The organism is Sorangium sp. So ce363 (assembly GCF_051520435.1).
In the GTDB taxonomy this organism is placed as follows: Bacteria; Myxococcota_A; Polyangia; order Polyangiales; family Polyangiaceae; genus Sorangium; species Sorangium cellulosum_B.
Genome location: NZ_CP150333.1, coordinates 7016343 through 7030457, shown reverse-complemented (window position 1 = coordinate 7030457; position 14115 = coordinate 7016343). Strand labels below are relative to the sequence as shown.

The following is a 14115-nucleotide window of genomic DNA, read 5'->3' as shown; positions in this document are numbered from 1 at the left end:
CGGTTGAATGCTGCCCGCGGTCTGTCCGCGCACGCGCTCTGAACAGGGGAGAGTCCATGCACTCGTTTCAGGTCGACGGACTGGGGCACGAGCTCCGTGTGACGCGGTTCGAGGGGCGCGAGGGCATCTCCGAGCTCTTCCATTTCGATGTGCTCGTCGCTTGCGCGGACAGGGACATCGCGTTCGCGGACGTCGTGGGCAAGACGGCGCTGCTCACCTGGCAGGTCGGCGAGCTGCCGCGGCACCTTCACGGTGTCGTCGCGAGCTTCGAGCAAGGTGAGGAGGGCAAGCGGGTCACGGCCTATCACGCCACGATCGTGCCCGATGTCTCCCGCCTCAAGCACCGCAGGAACAGCCGAATCTTCCAGGCGCTCTCCACCCCGGAGATCATCGAAAAGGTCCTGCGCGCGGCCGGAATCTCGAGCAAGGGCTATCGCTTCGTGCTGAGCGGCGCCTATCGCCCGCGGGAGTACTGCGTGCAGTACCGGGAGAGCGACTTCGCCTTCGTGTCGCGCCTGCTCGAGGAGGAGGGCATCTGTTATTACTTCGAGCACGACGAGGGCGGCCACGTGCTCGTGTTCTCTGACGGTGCGTCGGGGCACGGGCCGATCGCGGGGGAGAGCACCGTCGTGTTCCGGCCGCCGCTCGGCGCGCTCCACCAGAGCGAGCACGTCTCCCGCTTCCGTTATGCCGAGCGGGTGCGCTCCGGGAAGGTGACGCTGCGCGACTACAACTTCAAGAAGCCCAGCCTGTCGCTCGAGAGCAACGCCCAGGCCGAGGCGGACGACGATCTCGAGGTCTACGACTATCCTGGGGACTACGACGCGCCCGGCGCGGGATCGAGCATCGCCAAGATCCGGCTCGAGCAGATCCAGACCTCACGCAAGACCGGCAGCGGCGAGAGTGTCTGCCCGCGCTTCGTTCCTGGCCAGACCTTCACGCTCGCGGAGCACGCGCGCGACGATTTCAACCGGGAGTATCTGCTGGTGTCCGTGCGCCATGAGGGCCACGAGCCCACGGTGGACGCTGTCCCCGAGGGCGACGCCGCGGCCTACCGGAACCAGTTCCAGGTCGTGCCGTCCGACGTCCCCTTCCGTCCGCAGTCGGTGACGCCTTGGCCGACGATCAAGGGGATCCAGACCGCGATCGTGGTCGGCCCTGCTGGCGAGGAGGTCTATACGGACGAGCACGGCCGCATCAAGGTCCAGTTCCACTGGGATCGCGAGGGCAAGAAGGACGCCCAGAGCTCGTGCTGGATCCGCGTGAGCCAGATCTGGGCGGGCTCTGCGTGGGGCGCGGTGTTCCTGCCGCGGATCGGCCACGAGGTGGTTGTCGACTTCCTGGAGGGCGATCCGGACCGGCCGCTCGTGGTGGGGAGCGTCTATCATGGCACCAACGTGCCGCCGTACGCGCTCCCTGCGGAGAAGACGAAGAGCACCCTCAAGTCGAACAGCTCGAAGGGCGGCGGGGGGTCCAACGAGCTCCGGTTCGAGGACAAGAAGGGCTCGGAGGAGATCTTCCTGCACGGTCAGAAGGACTGGAACATCGCGATCGAGCACGACAAGAAGCAGTGGATCGGGAACGACGAGGCGCTCGAGGTGGACCACGACCGGAGCAAGGTGGTGGGGAACGACCAGAGCGAGCAGATCGGCGGCAACAAGAGCATCGACGTCGCGAAGAGCCACACGGAGAGCATCGGCGAGGACGAGACCCTATCGGTCGGGGGCAACCGCTCGGTCAGCGTGGAGGGGGATCACACCGAGTCGGTCGCCGGGAGCCAGTCGATCGACGTGGGCAAGAGCCAGAGCGCGTCGATCGGCAAGAACAAGAGCGAGTCGGTGGGCGGTTCGAGCTCGGAGAGCGTCTCCAAGGGCAAGTCGACGAGCGTGGACGAGGGCTACACCGTGACGGTGGGCAAGGACATGACGGTGACGATCGGGAAGAGCGCAAAGGAGGAGGTGAAGGAGAAGAAGACGATGATCATCGGGGAGAAGCTCTCGATCCAGTGCGGGGACGCCACGATCACGGTCGAGAAGAACGGGAACGTGACGGTGCAGGGGAAGAAGATCACGGTGAAGGGCGAGGGGCCGATCCGGGTCGAGGGGAAGAAGCTCGACGTGAAGAGCGAGGGGGCGGTGAACGTCGAGGCGTCCGGGAACGTGAAGATCAAGGGGAGCAACGTGGGGGTGAACTGAGGCGGAGCGGGGGCTCGCGGGCGCTTCGGGGACGAGGGGGAGCGGAGGAGCTGGGTGATGAGAGACGACGGGCGGGCACCGGCGGCGGAGCCGAGCGGCGAGGCGATCCTGATCGAGGAGGGGGAAGGGGAGGCTGCTGCCGCCGGCGGGGAGCTGGCGGATGAGGGCGGGGGAGAAGCGGGAGCGATCGAGGGCGCGGAGGGTCTCCTCGAGCTGGTGGTCGCGGCGCACGAGGAGCGCGTCCGGGCCGAGGCGGAGAAGGCCGGGCCGATCGAGGGCGTCGTGGTGGGGCGGATCGTGGGGTTCGCGCAGAGCGGCGAGCCGCTCGTCGAGGCGGCTGTCCTGGGAGAGGGGGCGCGCGGGGGGATTCCTGCGCGGGCGATGACGGCGCTCGGGCCGGAGGACGAGGGGCGGGAGGTGGCGCTCCTGTTCGAGGGCGGGCGGCGCGACAGGCCGGTGGTGATGGGGCGGATGCACGTGGCGGGGGAGAGCGCGAGCGCGGCGGTGCGCGACGGGGCGACGGCGACCGCGGACGGTGAGCGGCTGGTGTTCACCGCGGAGAAGGAGATCGTGCTCCAGTGCGGGAAGGCCAGCATCACGCTGACGCGCGCTGGGAAGATCTTGATTCGTGGGGCTTATCTGCTGACCCGGTCCTCCGGCGTGAACCGGATCCAGGGCGGATCGGTGCAGATCAATTGATCTCGACGATCGAGGCCGAGATCTTCGAGCAGCACGCCCAGGAGGCGGCGTTCCTGTGGTCGTACCGGGACGCTGCGGTGGTGGATCCGCTCTACGATTTGCAGAGCCTCGGTGAGCTGGACGAGCGGCTGGAGGCGCATGTCGACGGCCTGCGGCTGGCGGGTGATGCGGGGTGGGAGATCTGCAAGAGCGCCATCGACGAGGAGGAGCCGGGGAGCTTGTTTGCGCCCATGGTGCTCGCGGTGGAGCGGCGGGATCTGAGGGGCATCGCCGGGGTGCTCGACGTGGGCGGGGGCGTGCCGGCGCTGTCGCGGGCGATCGTGTCGGCGCTGGGGTGGGTGAGCTTCGATAAAGTGCGGGGGATCCTGCCGGGGCTGCTCTCGCACCGGGTCGGGCCGGAGCTGCACCGCATCGGGATCGCGGGGTGCGCGGTTCACCGGCAGGACCCGGGGGCACCCTTGGGGTACGCGGTGATGTCGAGCGATCTGCGCCTGAAGGCGCGGGCGCTGCGCGCCGTCGGGGAGCTCGGGCGGGGGGACCTGCTGGACGAGGTGCGCGGAGCGCTGGGCAGCGAGGACGAGGCGTGCCGGTTCGCGGCGGCGTGGTCGGCGGCGTTGCTCGGCGATGCGGCGGCGCTGAGGGTGCTTGTAACCATCGCGGATCGTGGAGGGCCGTTCGCCGAGCGGGCGTGTGCGATGGCGATGCGGAAGATGGATCCGGGCGTGGCGTCCACATGGTTGCGCGCGATCGCCGGGACGATGCGGGGGGCGCGTGTGGCGCTTGCGGGAGCGGCGGCGCTCGGGGATCCAGCGCTGATGCCGTGGATCATCGAGTGCATGGGGGCGCCGGAGCTCGCGCGGGCGGCGGGCGGGGCGTTCACGATGATCACCGGGGTGGACCTCGAGGAGGCGAAGCTCCGGGGGGCGCGGCCGGCTGGGTTTCAGGCCGGGCCGAGCGACGATCCAGAGGACGAGGACGTGGCGATGGATCCGGACGAGAGCTTGTCGTGGCCGGACAGGGAGAAGATCGCGACGTGGTGGGGGAGTCGAGGGAAGGAGCTGAAGCGGGGGACGCGGTATCTGATGGGAAGGCCGATGGCCGTGGAGTGGATCGGCGAGGTGCTGCAGCGGGGGAGCCAGCCGGCGCGGGCTGCGGCGGCGGTGGAGCTGGCGATGCGGAGAGCGCGGCTGGAGGTGGTTGAGGTGAGGGCGCCAGGGGGGGCACGGGAGCGGGGGCTCGCAGGAAGCTGATATTGCGCGACCCCTGAAACTCGGCGATTCTGAGCATCGTCAGACGGATGCTGCAGCTTCAGAACGAAACGCCGTTCGCGGCAACGATCGGGCTCTTCCCCGATACCGACGGCGTAGAGACCCTCTACGTCGTGGTCCGAGCGACCTTCGCGCTCGTCGGCTCGGCGCTGAAGATCGCGGAGAGGCAGCGTCCTATCCGGCTTGTCGACGAATACAGGGGCGACCCGGCTCGCTCCAGCCTGGCGCACGCTGGCGAGATGCACCTGCTCAAGCCCTCGACCGACGTGGTGCTCCTTGGCGACGCCTGGGCTCCGAAGGCGCGACCGGTCTCCGAATGTGACGTGATGCTCCAGGTCGGCGCGGTGCGGAAGGTCGTTCGCGTCTTCGGCGATCGCGAGTGGAAGGGCGCCCTCGGGGGAACAGCCTCTTCTCCGATGCCGTTCACGCGGATGCCGCTCGTCTACGAGCGCGCCTTCGGTGGCGTCATCGAGCTGGATCCAGAGACGAAGCGGGCCAAGATCGAGCCGCGGAATCCGGCAGGCGTCGGCTTCGCGCGCCGCGGGAAGCAGGGGGAGCCCGCTTCCCGGCAGCTCCCCAACATCGAGGATCCGGCCCACCTCATCACGCAGCCCTCCGACACGCCGCCCCCAGCGGGGTTCGGTTACGTCGCCCCGTCGTGGGAGCCGCGCCGCTCGTGCGCTGGCACGTACGACGAGGCCTGGCGGAAAACGCGAGCGCCGTATCTGCCCAAGGATTTCAATCCTCGTTTTTTCAACGTCGCGCACCCGGACCTGGTCTGTCGGCGTTACCTCGAAGGGGGAGAGCCGGTGGAGATCGTCAACGCCTCGCCGACGGGCGTCCTGCGTTTTCGCCTGCCTCTGTGTCAACTCGGCGCCGACGCGCGGATCGCCGGACGGATCGAGCGCCCAGCGCTCCGCCTCGAGGCCGTCGTCCTTGAGCCGAACGACTGCATGATCGGGCTCCTCTGGCGCGGCGCAGTCCGATGCGACAAGCGCTCCTTGAAGATCGATCTGGTTCGTATCGGGCTGAACTCGCTCGATCTCGGGGCGAGGTCGGGATGACCGCGCAGCGCGCGATCGAGATCGTCGGCATGGGCATGACGACTGCTGTGGGGCTGACGGCGCCCACGACGGCCGCGGCGGTCAGGGCGGGCGTGTCGCTCAGCAGGGAGAGCTCGGTGCTCGATCGGCGCTTCAAGCCGATCGTGATGGCCACGGTGCCGGAAGCCGATCTGCCGGGGCTCAGCCCCGCGCTCGACGCTGCGCCCGGCCTCACAGCTCGCCAGATGCGGATGCTACGTCTCGGTGGGGCAGCGCTGCGGGAGAGCGTGGCCGGCGTGAATCGGGTCGACCGGATCCCGGTGCTCCTCGCGGTCCCCGAGCCGCACCCGGGTCGACCGGCGGTGGTGGGTCCAAGCTTCCTCCAGCAGCTCACCGTGCAGGCCGAGGTCCCGTTCAATCTGGAACGGAGCCGGGTCTTCCCGCACGGGCGAGCCGCGGGCTTCGCTGCGCTGCACGAGGCGATCGAGCGCCTCGCCTCCGGGAGCGACGGGTACGTCGTCGTGGGGGGGATCGATACCCATCTCGACCTGTACCTGCTTGCCGCGCTCGACATGGAGGGTCGCATCCGCGCCGAACGCGTGTTCGACGGATTCATCCCGGGCGAGGGCGCTGCGTTCCTGCTCCTCTCCTCGGCTGGCAAGGGGGAGCGCCTCGGGCGTTCGCCGAGCGCTCGCATCGAGGGCGTGGCGTCTGCGGAGGAGCTCGGGCACCGGTACAGCGAGGAGGTCTATCGGGGCGACGGGTTGGATCTTGCGTTTCGTCGCCTCTTCGCCTCGACGGCGGGCACCGTCCGGACGGTGTATGCAGGGCTCAACGGCGAGAGCTTCAACGCCAAGGAGTGGGGCGTCGCGTACACCCGTCACCGGGAGCGATTTGCCGAGGGGTTCACGATCGAGCATCCGGTGGAGTGCCTGGGGGACACGGGCGCGGCGCTTGGCCCGATGCTGGTAGGACTCGCGGCCGCGGGCATCATGAGGGGATATCGACGAGCTCCGTGCCTGGTGTGGTGCTCGTCGGACTGCGCGGGTCGGGGCGCTGCGATGGTCACCGGCGCATAAGGGGAGAGCGGCGAGGTGAGAGATGGCACAGACGGTGTTCGCGAATGGGCGCGGAGTGGTCCACCAGAGCAGCGGCGGGCTCAGCACGGTCTTCCCCGACGTCTGCAAGACGCCGTCCCCGGGAGGGCCGGTACCGATACCCTACCCGAACGTCGGGAAGGCGTCCGACACGTCGAAGGGGCCCAAGAAGGTGAAGTGCGACGGGCAGATGCCGATGGTGAAGGGCGCTCAGTACAGCATGACCAGCGGCGACGAGGCGGGGACGGCGGGAGGGGGCGTCGTGAGCAACTCCACGAAGGGCGCCGCGGAGTTCATGATGTATTCGTTTGATGTGAAGTTCGAAGGAAAGAACGTCTGCAGGCTTGGGGATCCCCTGTTTCACAACAAGAAGAACATCATGGGGTGACGTATGACCCAGCTCGGCGAGTCGGTCAACCTAGGGGAGATCGACCAGGATGAGTTCAAGTGCCCCTTCGAGCACACCAAGCCGGGGCAGGTCGACAACGCGTTGGGGAGCGACTCCGCCAGCCTGGGCTCACGCCTCGCCGAAGGCTACAGCACGCAGCTGTGGGCGGACGAGGGGCCCGGGATCGTTCCGAAGACGAAGCAGAAGCTGGTCGCCGCGCGGCCCGACGACTGCCCGGAGCCGCCGGTTGTCGTGGATGGTCAAGAGTATCCCTACTCCTCCTCGGCGCACCACCTGATCCCCGGCGAGGCGTCGCTGCCGAAGAGCACGCTGATCAAGTTCATCTCCAAGGACGCGACGGGAAGCAAGATCTGGGGAGACATCGGCTACGATGTGAATGGCGGCGAGAACGGTATTTGGTTGCCCACCCATCACGCGCTCTCGGCGGAGATGAAGGAGGGCCTCGTCCTTCCCGGAGAACAGGAGGCTCTGAAGTATTCAGAGCTCACTCGGCGCGTGAAGCGGCGAAATGAGGAAAATCAGTTCGTCGCGACCTTTCAGGAGCGGTTTACCGCCTCGATCATGGAACGAGCCAGTCGACAGTTTCACGACGCGCACCCCGACTACAGCGGGTTCGTGATCAAGGTTCTCGACAAGCTAAAGGTGAACATCGTTGAGCAGAGCTCGGCGTGCAAGAAATGTGATGAGGTGAGAAATCAGAAGGGCAAATTCCCTCCTCCTCATGGGCTCGTGTCCCGGTTGAACAGCGTCTCTGCCCGTCTCTATCAGTTTCTGGTAGGCCCCCCGCAGACCTGGAGGCCTCCGCTTTACACGTCGCGCTTTGCGGCCGGCTTGGCGGAGCTGGAGCGAGCCTGGCTGCGGAGGCGAAAGTAGAATGTCGGACTATTACGTGTTGGAGTGCTATGCGTCCCCGGATCAGTGGGAGTACACCGGCGTCGACGGACCCCCGCCCAGCATCGAGGGCGTCGAGAGCTGGCTGTCGGGGAGACCTTTCAACGTCAAGATCCGCGAGCCCATCGAACTGTCCTGGGACCCTGACACCAGGGGCCCGCGAAAGTACCTCTACGACGCGGGCATCCCGCTCTACCACAGCGCGCTCTGCGCGGCGTTGAACGAGGCCGGTGTTGACAATCTACAGACCTACCGCGCGTCCATCGTCGATCCTCGGGATGGGGAGATCTGCCGGGATTATCTGGCGGTCAACGTCGTCGGTCTCGTGGCTGCCGCTGATCTCGGCAGGTCCGTCTATCGGGCGCACAGTGAGCCCCCGCTCGTTGACTCGGATTTCGACTCTTTGGTCATTGACCCGACGCGGGCCTCGGGGCTCCTGATGTTCCGACTCGCAGAGTGCGTGTCCGGCGTGGTCGTTCATCGCCGGGTCATGAAGGCCCTGGAGGCGAGAGGCGGCTTCGGGCTGACGTTCGTGCCACCGCAGGACTGGATCGGGTGAATATCGTGGGGTCGGACGGAGGAATCATCCGCGGAGGCTCCGGAGCACGCCTTCAGCGCGCCCGGAGCGCGATTCCTTCCCGATTCCGATTGGTGTACTACGGTGGCCGCCGTCTCGATCCGTGGCGAGGCCACGCCAGCCAAGCAGGTGCCCATGCGCAAGATCGTCGTCCACGAGCCCGGCAGCCACGACAAGCTCCGCGTCGAGGAGCACCCGGATCCGAGCCCTGCGCGCGGCGAGGTGCTCGTCGACGTGCAAGCGGCTGGCGTCAACTACGCCGACTGCGTCGTCCGCATGGGCCTTTACGAGTCGGCGAAGAAGTACGTCGGCTGGCCGATCACGCCCGGCTTCGAGTTCTCCGGCACCGTCACCGCGCTCGGCGAGGGCGTTTCCGATCTCGCGCCCGGGGCGCCCGTCTTCGGCGTGACGCGCTTCGGCGGCTACGCCTCGCGCGTCGCGGTTCCGCGGCACCAGGTCTTCCCGCTGCCGGCGCGGCTCACACCGGAGGAGGCGGCCGGCTTCCCCGCGGTGTTCATGACGGCGTACTACGCGCTCTTCGAGCTCGTGCGGCTGCGCCCGGGCATGTCCTTGCTTGTGCACTCGGCCGCCGGCGGCGTCGGCAGCGCGCTCGTCCAGCTCGGCAAGATCGCGGGCTGCCGGGTGGTCGGCGTGGTGGGCGCGGCGCACAAGGTCGAGACGGCGAGGCGCCTCGGCGCCGACGCGGTGATCGACAAGAGCAGCGAGCCGCTCTGGGCGGCGGCGGAGCGGCTCGCGCCCGAGGGCTACGACGTGATCCTCGACGCGAACGGGGTCGAGACGCTGCGGCAGAGCTATCGGCACGTGGCCTCGGCCGGCAAGCTCGTCGTGTATGGCTTCCACACGATGCTGCCGAGGCAGGGCGGCCGCCCGAGCTACCCGAAGCTCGCTGTCGACTTCCTCCGGATGCCGCGCTTCAACCCGCTCGATCTCTGCAACGACAACAAGAGCGTGCTGGCCTTCAACCTCTCGTATCTCTTCCACAGGACGGAGATCCTGCGCGAGGCCATGGAGCGGCTCATCGGCTGGGTGGAGGAGGGGCGCCTCTCGGCGCCGCCGGTGAAGACGTTCACGCTGGAGAGAGCGGGCGAGGCGCACCGGGCGATCGAGTCGGGCAGCACGGTGGGCAAGCTGGTGCTCACGCTGTAGCGACGGCTGCCCTCCGCCGCGTCGCGCGGGTTACCGCTGGCCGCGGCCTCCACGTAGCCTCCCCGAGGCTGTCGAGAGGCCGCTGCGATCCGCTCGTCCAGGATGGTCGCTCCAAGGCCCAGCTCGCCGATGCGCTCGACGGCCGCGAACCCGCGCTGCCCGAGCTACTCGTCGGCGTCTCCTGCGACCGCCTGAAGGAGCTCTGCCGCGGCCTCGGCCTCGACGACGGGAGCCGCGGGAAGGCGGCCGCTGCTGCAGCGGCTGGCCGGAGCTCGGCCTGCAGCCCTCTCGGCGCGGAGCGCCGGCCCGAAGTCCTCCAGGATGAACCGAGCCGGCGCGGCTTCGAGCGGCTGCAAGCCTTCCCCCGCCCTCCGGAGCGGCTCGACCTGCGGACGGAGAGCGTGCACGCCCTTCAGAGCAGGCGAGCGGCTGACGCCCACGTGGAGCTGCGATGATTCACACCTTCTACGCTCGGAACTACGGCTGCCTGGTCGATACCGAGGCCTCGCTGACCCCGCTTCACGCGTTCATCGGCCCGAACGAGAGCGGTAAGAGCACACTGCTGCACGGCCTGCGGACCCTGGTGCAGTTCGCCGGGGCCCACTTTCGGCAGGATGATCAGGGTAGATGGGAGCTCTTCGAACCCTATCTGCCCACGAGCTATCCACCCTCTCAACCACCGAGGAAACCGCACGACATCCTGCTTGAGTGCGGCGTCGACGGAGGCTGGTTCGCCATTGAAACGGGGCTGCGAAACCTGGAAGAGCGTGCCGGGAAGCGGCGTAGCAGACGACACGTCTGCAGGTCACGATCGGTCGAATGTTTCACGGCACTGGGAAGCTCTCAGCGTACTGTGGCAGGCCCAGCGCCCATGGGAACAGCGGATCCTGAGCCAGCTCCGTCAGGCGAGGCGTGTTCGCTTCGACCCTGATGCGCTGCGTGAACCAAGCGATCTGATCCCCGAAACGCAGCCGGTCGGCTTCCTTGACGACCGGGGTCATGGCCTGGCCGGCATCTACTTCGCCATCCGCAACCGCAACGACGATGCTTTTCCCGCATCGTCGACGACGTTCGCCGCCACTTCCCGACGATCAAAGGCCTTCGTCTCAAGGCAGTAACGAGCAGCAAGGTCGTCCTGGAGGTCGAGCTCGTGAATGGCGCCCGGGTGGACGCCGCTCGGCTCAGCGAGGGCCTCCTCTATCATCTGGCGTTCGCCGCGCTCCGCTACATGGACCCGGTCTCGCTCCTCCTCGTGGAAGAGCCCGAGAACGGCCTGCATCCGGCGCGCATCGCCGAGGTCATGCGCATCCTCCGTGCCATCGTCGAGGAGAGCGGGACACAGGTCCTCATGGCGACCCATAGCCCGCTCGTCGTGAACGAGCTCAAGCCCGACGAGGTACCCGTGTCCGTCGTCACCCGCACTGCTCAGGGGGGCACCCGGGTCAAGCGCATCAAGGATACGCCCGATTTCGAAGAGCGCTCCAAGATCTACGCGCTCGGCGAGCTGTGGATCGCCTATGCCAACGGCGAGGACGAGGCGCCGCTCCTCGAGCGGCACCGAGCCTTGATCCGCGTCATTCTCGCCGGTGAGGGAAAGAACGAGCTCGGCGGTTTCGCAGTCGAGCCGAGCTTCCGCGACGGCGTGTACATGGCCACACCCAGCGCGTCACCTGCTCGCCCACAGGGCAGCGAACACGCTGGCATTCACGTTGAGCCACCTTCGGGACTTGAACCCGAGACCTACGGTTTACGAAACCGTTGCTCTACCACTGAGCTAAGGTGGCATGCCTCTCGTCGAGGAGGCGCGCAGATTACCCACTCGCCCTGCCGAGTCAAGCTCTTTTATTTCCGTCCTCAGAGGGACCCGGTTTCGTTCGCTGCTGCCGCGGCTTCGGCTGCCTCGGCTGCTTCCGCGATTCCCTTCCCCTCCGCGCCCGCCGCATCCCCGGCGCCGCCTCCCGCCGCGAAGAACTCGCCCAGCCGCTCCGCCAGCTCCGCCGCCGCCGACCAGTGCATCATGTGCCCGGCCTCCGGCAGCTCGACGTGCTCCGCGCGCTTGAGCCTCGCCACCCGCTCCGCTTCGTCCTCCGGGTGCCACCCCGTCGGCCCGCCGCTCACGAGCAGCGTCGGGCACGCGATGCGCTCCAGGAACGTCATGAACGCCTCCACCTGGAACAGCAGCGGCGAGGTCGTCCGGTGCATCGGATCGTACGCCCACGCGAGCCCGCCGTCCGGCTCTTCCCGCGTGAGCAGCGGCGCGCGCGTCGCCAGCACGTCGCGCGGCACGCGCGGGTGGTTCGCCACGAGCCGCGCGATCGCGTCCTGCATCGACGAGAGCTTCCGCGGCGCGCGATCGAGCTCCGCCATCTGGCGCAGCCACGCCTCGACGCGCACGACGGCGACCTCGGGGCCGCTCGCCGGCGGCCCCACGCCTTCGAGCAGCGCCAGGCGCTCGACGCGGCCGGGGCACGCGCCCGCGTAGTACACGGCGACCGCGCCGCCCATCGAGTGGCCCACCACGCCGAGGCGCGCCGGCGCGAGCGCGTCCACGAGCGCCGCGACGTCGGCGATGTAGTCGGGGAAGTAGTAGTAGCTGCCCGCGCCGACGCGGGCGCTCCGGCCGAACCCGCGCAGGTCCGGCGCGACGACGTCGTGCCCCGCCCGCGCGAGCGGCTCGGCCACGAGGTCCCACGTGCTCCCGGCGTCGAGGAAGCCGTGGAGCAGCAGCAGCGTGAGGCCCGTCGGCTGCGCGTGGTCGTCGCGGAAGCGATGGACGCAGAGATCCAACCCGTTGGTGTTCAAAAATTCCGACGACCTACGCACCACGCGCGCTCCCGTCTGCAGATCTCCCGTCAGCCCTCCGCGCGGCCCGCGCGGTCAGCGCGCGACCCGCCGGCGCTCCTGCGCCGCGTGCGCGCGCGGGCGTCACCGCCTCGCCGGCGGACCTTTCGCCGGGGGCGCCGCGGGGGCCGCCGGGGGCAGCATCGTCCCCGTCGCCACCGGAGCGGCCGTGGCCGGCTCCGCCGCTCCCGCAGGCGCCGCCGCGGGCGCCGCCCCGGGGGCGGCCGGCGCCGCGGTGTCCGCTCCGGCCGGCGCTGCGCTGCCCGACGCCGCTGGCGCGACCGGGAGCGCGGCGCCCGTGAGCTGCGCGGCGTCCTTCAGCACCTCGTCCGCGTGCACCCCGGGATCCACGTCCGGATAGACCTTCGCGATCTTGCCGTCCGGATCGACGAGGAACGTCACGCGCGCCGTCGCACCGAGCCGCATCGGCACGCCGAACGCCGTGGCCCACGCGTGATCGGTGTCGACCAGGATCGGGAACGGCAGCTTGTTCTCGGTCGCGAACTTCTCGTGCGACTCGCGGGTGTCGGAAGACACGCCGAAGACCTGCACGTTGGCCTGCTTGAACCGATCCCACGCGTCGCGGAACGCGCACGCCTCCTGGGTGCAGCCAGGCGTCCCGTCCTTCGGATAGAAGTACACGACCACGGCCCGACCCCGCTGATCGGACAGCCGCTGGATCGCGCCGTGCTGATCCGCGGCGAACACGTCGGGCGCCGTCGCGCCGACCGGGATCAGCCCTTGTCCACCATCGGGTCGCTCGGCCGCGCCACACCCGAGCAGCGAGGCAAAGGCAAAGACGACAGCAAGTACGACAAAAACGACGGCAATCGGGAAGCGTCTCTTCATCAGAGCGCCACGTTAGCACGCACTCGGTAGGATCGATCCGACGCTTCTGGTACGTTCCCGCGCCAGGAGACGAGGCCGATGGCGATCTTCGGAAACGACAGCGGCGCCGCGCCCGGCGTGGTGCGCCAGGGCAGGGAGGTCACCTACCCCGATTTCTCTTCGCCCACCGTGGATAAGGTCATGGTCGAAGAGCGAGCTGCCGGGCTCGGCAAAAGGAGCATCAAAGGCCCCGCCAAGGTCGCCGGCCTCAAGCTCGCCATCTCGATGATGGACCTCACCACCCTCGAGGGGAAAGACTCCCCGGGAAAAGTTGAGCAGCTCTGTCAGAAGGCGCTTCGACCCCACGAGCGCGCGGACATCCCTTCCTGTGCGGCGGTGTGCGTCTATCCCAAGCTCGTCTCCGTGGCGAAGCGAGCGGTCTCGGGCTCGGCGGTCAAGGTGGCCAGTGTGGCGACCGCCTTCCCGAGCGGCCTCTCCACGCTCGCCGTCAAGCTCGCCGACGTCCGCCAGGCGGTCGAGCTCGGCGCCGACGAGATCGACATGGTGATCGACCGCGGCGCGATGCTCTCCGGCGAGTACGGCGCGGTGTACGACGAGATCGCCGCGACCAAGGAGGCGTGCGGGCACGCGCACCTCAAGGTGATCCTGGAGACGGGCGAGCTCGGGACCTACGATCGCGTCCGCAAGGCGAGCCGCATCGCGATGCTCGCGGGCGCCGACTTCATCAAGACCTCGACCGGGAAGATCACGCCGGCGGCGACGCCTCCGGTGACGCTGGTGATGCTGGAGGCGATCCGCGATCACGCGCAGGCGACCGGGCGGCGCGTCGGGATGAAGCCGGCCGGCGGGATCCGCACCGCGAAGCAGGCGCTCCACTACCTCGTGCTGGTCAAGGAGACCCTCGGCGACGCCTGGCTCACGAGCGACCTGTTCCGCTTCGGCGCGTCGACGCTCCTCAACGACGTGCTCATGCAGCTCGAGAAGGAGCGGACGGGCGCCTACCAGAGCGGGGACCATTTCAGCAAGGACTGACCGCGCCGCGAGGGCGGGCCCGCGTCGGTGTTCAACGCGCGGCCGCG

At 68.6% G+C, this 14115-nt stretch carries 14 protein-coding genes, 1 tRNA gene and 1 pseudogene; 11 read left to right on the top strand and 5 right to left on the bottom strand.

Going from position 1 to position 14115, the window contains the following annotated elements; genetic code table 11:
* The first annotated feature begins 56 nt into the window (after positions 1-56).
* From WMF12_RS26430 to WMF12_RS26390, 9 genes are all read left to right on the top strand, one after another.
* Positions 57-2195, top strand: coding sequence for a type VI secretion system Vgr family protein (locus WMF12_RS26430; RefSeq protein ID WP_437849996.1), 2139 nt, complete (start codon positions 57-59; stop codon positions 2193-2195).
* 216 nt (positions 2196-2411) lie between these two features.
* Positions 2412-2894: a DUF6484 domain-containing protein gene (locus WMF12_RS26425; RefSeq protein WP_437873897.1), complete on the top strand. Its 483-nt coding sequence runs from the start codon at positions 2412-2414 to the stop codon at positions 2892-2894.
* On the top strand, positions 2891-4144 hold the full coding sequence (locus WMF12_RS26420; protein ID WP_437849995.1) for a TIGR02270 family protein: 1254 nt from the start codon (positions 2891-2893) through the stop codon (positions 4142-4144). The genes WMF12_RS26425 and WMF12_RS26420 overlap by 4 nt, the downstream gene beginning before the upstream one ends.
* Before the next feature lie 47 nt (positions 4145-4191).
* Positions 4192-5226, top strand: coding sequence for a DUF2169 family type VI secretion system accessory protein (locus tag WMF12_RS26415; protein WP_437849994.1), 1035 nt, complete (start codon positions 4192-4194; stop codon positions 5224-5226).
* Positions 5223-6284: a beta-ketoacyl synthase N-terminal-like domain-containing protein gene (locus WMF12_RS26410; RefSeq protein WP_437849993.1), complete on the top strand. Its 1062-nt coding sequence runs from the start codon at positions 5223-5225 to the stop codon at positions 6282-6284. Before WMF12_RS26415 ends, WMF12_RS26410 begins: the two co-directional genes overlap by 4 nt.
* Positions 6285-6306: 22 nt before the next feature.
* Complete coding sequence (locus WMF12_RS26405; RefSeq protein ID WP_020738013.1) at positions 6307-6690, top strand: DUF4150 domain-containing protein; 384 nt, start codon at positions 6307-6309, stop codon at positions 6688-6690.
* Positions 6691-6693: 3 nt separating this feature from the next.
* Positions 6694-7584 (top strand): AHH domain-containing protein, encoded by an 891-nt coding sequence (locus WMF12_RS26400; protein ID WP_437849991.1) that lies wholly within the window; start codon positions 6694-6696, stop codon positions 7582-7584.
* A gap of 1 nt (position 7585) precedes the next feature.
* The gene (locus tag WMF12_RS26395) at positions 7586-8161 is read left to right on the top strand and encodes a hypothetical protein (RefSeq protein WP_437849990.1); all 576 of its coding nucleotides are present in this window, start codon (positions 7586-7588) and stop codon (positions 8159-8161) included.
* Between the two features lie 153 nt (positions 8162-8314).
* A complete protein-coding gene (locus tag WMF12_RS26390) occupies positions 8315-9346 on the top strand; it encodes a synaptic vesicle VAT-1 family membrane protein (RefSeq protein ID WP_437849989.1) in 1032 nt (343 codons plus the stop codon).
* A gap of 164 nt (positions 9347-9510) precedes the next feature.
* Here the strand turns inward: WMF12_RS26390 and WMF12_RS26385 are convergent, their stop codons facing one another.
* Both WMF12_RS26385 and WMF12_RS26380 read right to left on the bottom strand, forming a co-directional pair.
* Positions 9511-9753 carry a hypothetical protein gene (locus WMF12_RS26385; protein WP_437849988.1) on the bottom strand — a complete coding sequence of 81 codons (243 nt, stop codon included), beginning with the start codon at positions 9751-9753 and terminating at the stop codon, positions 9511-9513.
* 417 nt (positions 9754-10170) lie between these two features.
* A complete protein-coding gene (locus WMF12_RS26380) occupies positions 10171-10347 on the bottom strand; it encodes a hypothetical protein (protein ID WP_437849987.1) in 177 nt (58 codons plus the stop codon).
* 149 nt (positions 10348-10496) lie between these two features.
* Here WMF12_RS26380 and WMF12_RS26375 point away from each other — a divergent pair.
* Positions 10497-10664 (top strand): annotated as a pseudogene (locus WMF12_RS26375) (AAA family ATPase); the annotation flags it as partial.
* 394 nt (positions 10665-11058) lie between these two features.
* On the opposite strand, the gene WMF12_RS26370 reads toward WMF12_RS26375, so the two are convergent.
* The 3 genes from WMF12_RS26370 to WMF12_RS26360 form a co-directional block, all read right to left on the bottom strand.
* A tRNA-Thr gene (locus tag WMF12_RS26370) sits at positions 11059-11130 on the bottom strand.
* A 70-nt stretch (positions 11131-11200) separates the two neighbouring features.
* Positions 11201-12169, bottom strand: a complete 969-nt coding sequence (locus WMF12_RS26365; RefSeq protein ID WP_437849986.1) for an alpha/beta fold hydrolase — start codon at positions 12167-12169, stop codon at positions 11201-11203.
* Positions 12170-12271: 102 nt separating this feature from the next.
* Positions 12272-13036: a peroxiredoxin gene (locus tag WMF12_RS26360; protein ID WP_437849985.1), complete on the bottom strand. Its 765-nt coding sequence runs from the start codon at positions 13034-13036 to the stop codon at positions 12272-12274.
* 78 nt (positions 13037-13114) lie between these two features.
* On the opposite strand from WMF12_RS26360, the gene deoC reads away from it, so the two are divergent.
* Positions 13115-14068 carry a deoxyribose-phosphate aldolase gene (gene deoC, locus WMF12_RS26355; RefSeq protein ID WP_437739426.1) on the top strand — a complete coding sequence of 318 codons (954 nt, stop codon included), beginning with the start codon at positions 13115-13117 and terminating at the stop codon, positions 14066-14068.
* Positions 14069-14115 lie beyond the last annotated feature (47 nt).

Coding starts and splice junctions, on each gene's coding strand:
- WMF12_RS26390 (WP_437849989.1), top strand. CDS start 8,315: ATGCGCAAGATCGTCGTCCACGAGCCCGGCAGCCACGACAAGCTCCGC.
- WMF12_RS26400 (WP_437849991.1), top strand. CDS start 6,694: ATGACCCAGCTCGGCGAGTCGGTCAACCTAGGGGAGATCGACCAGGAT.
- WMF12_RS26395 (WP_437849990.1), top strand. CDS start 7,586: ATGTCGGACTATTACGTGTTGGAGTGCTATGCGTCCCCGGATCAGTGG.
- WMF12_RS26360 (WP_437849985.1), bottom strand. CDS start 13,036: ATGAAGAGACGCTTCCCGATTGCCGTCGTTTTTGTCGTACTTGCTGTC.
- WMF12_RS26410 (WP_437849993.1), top strand. CDS start 5,223: ATGACCGCGCAGCGCGCGATCGAGATCGTCGGCATGGGCATGACGACT.
- WMF12_RS26415 (WP_437849994.1), top strand. CDS start 4,192: ATGCTGCAGCTTCAGAACGAAACGCCGTTCGCGGCAACGATCGGGCTC.
- deoC (WP_437739426.1), top strand. CDS start 13,115: ATGGCGATCTTCGGAAACGACAGCGGCGCCGCGCCCGGCGTGGTGCGC.
- WMF12_RS26405 (WP_020738013.1), top strand. CDS start 6,307: ATGGCACAGACGGTGTTCGCGAATGGGCGCGGAGTGGTCCACCAGAGC.
- WMF12_RS26430 (WP_437849996.1), top strand. CDS start 57: ATGCACTCGTTTCAGGTCGACGGACTGGGGCACGAGCTCCGTGTGACG.
- WMF12_RS26380 (WP_437849987.1), bottom strand. CDS start 10,347: ATGACCCCGGTCGTCAAGGAAGCCGACCGGCTGCGTTTCGGGGATCAG.